Below are 4,310 nucleotides of genomic sequence, written 5' to 3' on the forward strand. Positions count from 1 at the left end.
GCCTTCAACTCGCGGACCTCTTTACGCAACCGTGCCAGTTCAGCACGCTCCGGTTCGCTGATCTCCGGTAACTCATCCGGGTGCTCCCGCCGATACGCATTCACCCAATTCCTGAGTGTTTCCGAGCCGATACCATGATCACGCGCGACCTCGGCAACAGTCCGCGACGACTCAATCACCGCACGAACCGCCTCCGCCTTGAATTCCGGGCTGAACTTCTTCCGGGTCATTCGATCCCTTCCATTTCTCCCACGGATTCTACCGGTGGGGGCTCTTGGTCCGGAAACAATCCCTCACCTCAGCCCTGGTCTCGGGCTTGTTGTTCGAGCATCCCAACTCGAGTGAGTTCGGGGATCGTGAACACCGCTGTGGGGATACCCGTGTAGTCGGGGACGGTCGTGGTGGCTTTGAGCATGTTGGAGGCCGCGACCTTGGCTTCGATCACTGCGACTGGGGTCAGTGGCATCCCGGGGGTGTAGGCCGCGTCGCCGGCGGCGTAGACCGCGGCGTTGCTGGTGCTCTGCAGGTGAGCCGCTACCCGCACTCCTTGTTCGTCCCACTCGACTCCGGCGGCGTCGAGGTCGAGGCCGGACAGTTCGGGGATCCGGCCCGCACCGTGCACGATGAGGTCGAACTCCACGTCCTCGGGTCGGCCGGATCGTGCCAAGCTGACCTGGTAACCGCCACCGGACTTCTCGATTGAGGTGATCGTGGTGGAGCGCCACAGCTCGATCCCGGCCTCGGCGCCGCGGTTGATGAGGAGCTCTACGAGGTCGGGGTCGAACGCCTTGAGCGGCCGCGGCCCGCGGTCGAGGATGACCGGGGTGCTGCCCGCCCGCGCCGCGATGTGAGCGAACTCGAACGAGATGAAGCCACCACCGACGAACAAGATCCTACGTGGCAGCGCTGGAAGGTCCATGAAGGCGGTGCTGTCGACCAGATGCTCGTGACCGGGAAAGTCCAGCGGCCGTGGACGGGCGCCCGCGGCGATCAGGAAGTGAGCTGCGTCGTAGGACCTGCCGTCAATCGCGATGGTGTGCGCGTTCGTGAACCGCGCCTGCCCGTGGAGCGTGTCCACACCGTTGCCCGAAAGGCTGTCCTCCATGTTTCGCGGGACCGGGTCGGTGAAGCCGTGCTTGTGCTTGATCAGATCGGCCCAGTTCATCGACAAGCCGGCGTCGTCGATTCCCTTGCCCCGCATCAGTCGGGCGCTGTCGATGATCTCGGCCCCGCGACGCAGGATCTTCTTCGGGTCGCACCCTCGAAGCGCACAGGTGCCGCCGTAGGGAAGCGCGTCGACGATCGCGACCCTCCAGCCCGCGGAAGCGCACTTGTTCGCCGCCGCGACGCCGGCCATGCCGGCACCGATCACGATCAAGTCATAGCTGCGCGTCATCAGGACAGCACCTCGGCCACGCCGAGCGCAGCCCGGAGTTCCTGCATCGTGGGCGCCCCCGCCAGCCCATCGGGTGTGCTGTAGAGCCGACAGGACAACCCGACCCCGTCGCCGGGTTTGGCGAAGATGTCGACGCCCTCGACCAGGATGCTCGGCGAGCCGTGGAACCCCAGCCGCTCCGCCTCCTCGAGCGTTTCGACGCGGAGTCGCGTCACCACGATATCGGGGCGTTCGTTGGCGATCGCTGCAAGTCGCTGGTCGGCGACCTTCCAGTTGGGGCAGTCATCGAAGTACAACAGAGAGACGTTCATGGTGCGACGCTAGACCTTGTACCGTGGTAGAAGGTCAAGCGTTAAGAGGGATGACATGTTGATCGGTGAGCTTGCCGACATTGCCGGGGTGACGTGCCAGACCGTGCGGTTCTATGAGCGCAGGGGCCTGTTGCCGGACGCCGAACGAGGCGCCAACGGGTACCGCGTCTACGACGAGGCCATGCTCGCCCGGTTGCGCTTCATCAACGTGGCCCAGGCCGCCGGGCTGACACTGTCCGAGATTCGCACCATCATCGCCCTTCGCGACGACGGGCACCTGCCCTGCGCGCACGTGGTTACGCTCATCGACACCAAGCTCGCTGACGTCCGTGCACGGATCAAACAACTTGCCGCGCTGCAAACCGAGCTCGAAGCACTCCGCGACCACAGTGAGCTGCTCGATCCCGCCGACTGCGAAGACGACGACATCTGCCACATACTCTCCTCAGCGAAGTAAGCCCTCGACGGGGACAAAGCACAGACGAGGCTCTCCAGCGAAGCCCAACGCTCGCTACGGCCGGTCCAGACATCCGCCATTCGGCATCAAGCACGTGCGTGCGGTCACGACCGTTGACCTCGACGTCCCCACATGGGCAGTTGAGTAACCACACGCCCGTCGGCAGAGTCGAGCACACCCGATGGGCGCCCAAGGGGATGAGGGCCGCTTGGCCGCTTGCTCGGACGTCCAATCCAACAGGGTGTGCTTCTCAGTTCTTCTTGAGTAGCCCGGTGAGGCCGGCGATCAGGATGGCGGTTTGTAGCCAGCCGAAGGCTTTGAGGGCGATCAGGGTCCAGGCCAACCAGAGGGGGCTGGTAACGGTCCAGCTGGACGGGATGATTCCTGCAGCCGGTGGGATCACCACGGCTGCCCCATAGAGCCCCGGATCGAGCGGTGCGCCACCGGTTAAGGGACGCCAGCAGTGTGTTGATCGTCACCAACCGGCCCGCGATCGCGAACTCCTGGTACGACGACTTCATCCGGTTCATCGGCCACCAGACCTCGTTCAAGTTCGTCTCCGAGTCGGCCTCGCTGGCCGACCGTGCGCCGATGACGCGCGCACAGTGGCCCAAGTACCTGGTCGAACACGAGGACGAGGACCCGCGCATCGTCGAGTTCCTCTCCCTGCAGGACCTGAAGGGGTCGCAGTATTTCGGTGGGGGCTACAAGAAGCTCAAGCACATCGCGGACTACACGTGGGACCTGCTCGTCATCGATGAGGCCCACGAGGGTGTCGACACCACCAAGACCGACATCGCCTTCGACCAGATCAAGCGCACCCACACGCTGCACCTGTCCGGCACACCGTTCAAGGCGTTGGCCTCTGGCCGTTTCGCTGAGTCCGAGATCTTCAACTGGACCTACGAGGACGAACAGACTGCGCGCGAGGAGTGGTCCGACGGCACGCAGGACAACCCGTACGCCCCGCTGCCGAAGCTGAACCTGCTGACCTACCAGCTGTCGCGGATGATCACCGACCGGCTGGCCGAAGGCGTCGCGATCGAGGAGGACGCAGCCAACGTCGACTACGCCTTCGACCTCAACGAGTTCTTCGCCACCAAGGTGAATATTCGCTTCTCTGAGCGCCACGAGTATTGCGGTTGAGCGCCACCTGCTCGTGGGCGCGTTCGCGTCCGTGAGGGCCACCGAGTATTCGGGTTCGGCGCCGCCTTCCTAGGCTCCTTCTGCCGCGTGGCTGATCACGCGGCAGAAGGAGTAGTTCGGATGGTACGCAGGATCAAGGCGAAGCTGGTGTTGAGGCTTCGCGCGGAGGGGCTCACGGGTCGGCAGATCGCGGCGCAGGGTATGTCTCGGCACTCGGTGTCGGCGGTGCTCGACGCCGCTGACCGGGAGGGCGTCGGCTGGGACGACGTCGCGGAGCTCGACGAGGCGGACGTGTATGCGCGGCTGTTCCCCGGGCGTGGTGAGCACGAGAGTGTTCACGCGCAGCCGGACTGGGACAAGGTGCATCGGGAGCTCGCGAGGGTCGGGGTGACGTTGAAGCTGCTGCATGGCGAGTACGTCGATGCCTGCCGGGCCAAGGGCGAGACGGCGATGGGCTACGACCGGTTCTGCAAGACCTACCAGCGTCACGTGCTGGTGATCGGGGCGGCATCGCGGGTCGGTCACAAGGCCGGGCAGACGGTCGAGGTCGACTGGTCGGGCAAGACTATGCAGCTCAGCGACCCGGTCACCGGGCAGGCGACGAGGGTCTACTTGTTCGTCGCGACGCTGCCGTTCTCCCGCTACTCGTTCGTCGAGCCGACGCTGGATATGAAGCAGGACACCTGGCTGCGCGCGAACACGGCGATGTTCGACTGGTTCGGCGGGTCCGTCCCGCGGATCGTTCCGGACAACCTGAAGGCGGGTGTGATCAAGCACCCTGCCGAGGGCGAGGTGGTGCTGAACGACGCGTATCGGGAGCTCGCGGCGCACTATTCGGCGGCGGTGCTGCCGGGACGGGTGAAGAAGCCGAAGGACTATCCCGAGGATCTGGTTATCCCGAGTCGTGGCCGTTGCTGCTTGTCAACGGGGGCTGTGGCTGGGGATCCTCGGGATAACTACGTGAGGCCTGCGAGTCGGAGGATCAGGTCGTCGTCTCCTT

At 64.8% G+C, this 4,310-nt stretch carries 6 protein-coding genes and 1 pseudogene; 3 read left to right on the top strand and 4 right to left on the bottom strand.

Annotated features, from left to right (window positions below):
* The 3 genes from H5397_RS17035 to H5397_RS17045 all read right to left on the bottom strand — a co-directional run.
* On the bottom strand, nucleotides 1-230 hold a 230-nt coding region (locus H5397_RS17035), incomplete at its 3' end, for a transposase (protein WP_182818915.1).
* 68 nt (nucleotides 231-298) lie between these two features.
* The gene (locus H5397_RS17040) at nucleotides 299-1,396 is read right to left on the bottom strand and encodes an NAD(P)/FAD-dependent oxidoreductase (RefSeq protein ID WP_182818917.1); all 1,098 of its coding nucleotides are present in this window, start codon (nucleotides 1,394-1,396) and stop codon (nucleotides 299-301) included.
* Nucleotides 1,396-1,707, bottom strand: a complete 312-nt coding sequence (locus tag H5397_RS17045; protein ID WP_131168874.1) for a thioredoxin family protein — start codon at nucleotides 1,705-1,707, stop codon at nucleotides 1,396-1,398. The genes H5397_RS17040 and H5397_RS17045 overlap by 1 nt, the downstream gene beginning before the upstream one ends.
* 55 nt (nucleotides 1,708-1,762) lie before the next feature.
* Between H5397_RS17045 and H5397_RS17050 the strand changes: the two genes are divergently transcribed.
* On the top strand, nucleotides 1,763-2,164 hold the full coding sequence (locus H5397_RS17050) for a heavy metal-responsive transcriptional regulator (protein ID WP_131168876.1): 402 nt from the start codon (nucleotides 1,763-1,765) through the stop codon (nucleotides 2,162-2,164).
* A gap of 250 nt (nucleotides 2,165-2,414) precedes the next feature.
* On the opposite strand, the gene H5397_RS17055 is transcribed toward H5397_RS17050, so the two are convergent.
* Nucleotides 2,415-2,570, bottom strand: a complete 156-nt coding sequence (locus H5397_RS17055; protein ID WP_182818918.1) for a hypothetical protein — start codon at nucleotides 2,568-2,570, stop codon at nucleotides 2,415-2,417.
* A 59-nt stretch (nucleotides 2,571-2,629) separates the two neighbouring features.
* Here H5397_RS17055 and H5397_RS17060 point away from each other — a divergent pair, with 59 nt between their 5' ends.
* Both H5397_RS17060 and H5397_RS17065 read left to right on the top strand, forming a co-directional pair.
* Nucleotides 2,630-3,310 carry a DEAD/DEAH box helicase family protein gene (locus H5397_RS17060; protein ID WP_309224397.1) on the top strand — a complete coding sequence of 227 codons (681 nt, stop codon included), beginning with the start codon at nucleotides 2,630-2,632 and terminating at the stop codon, nucleotides 3,308-3,310.
* A 120-nt stretch (nucleotides 3,311-3,430) separates the two neighbouring features.
* Nucleotides 3,431-4,310 (top strand): annotated as a pseudogene (locus H5397_RS17065) (DDE-type integrase/transposase/recombinase); the annotation flags it as partial.

It is taken from the genome of Propioniciclava sp. MC1683 (genome assembly GCF_014164675.1).
Lineage (GTDB): Bacteria > Actinomycetota > Actinomycetes > Propionibacteriales > Propionibacteriaceae > Propioniciclava.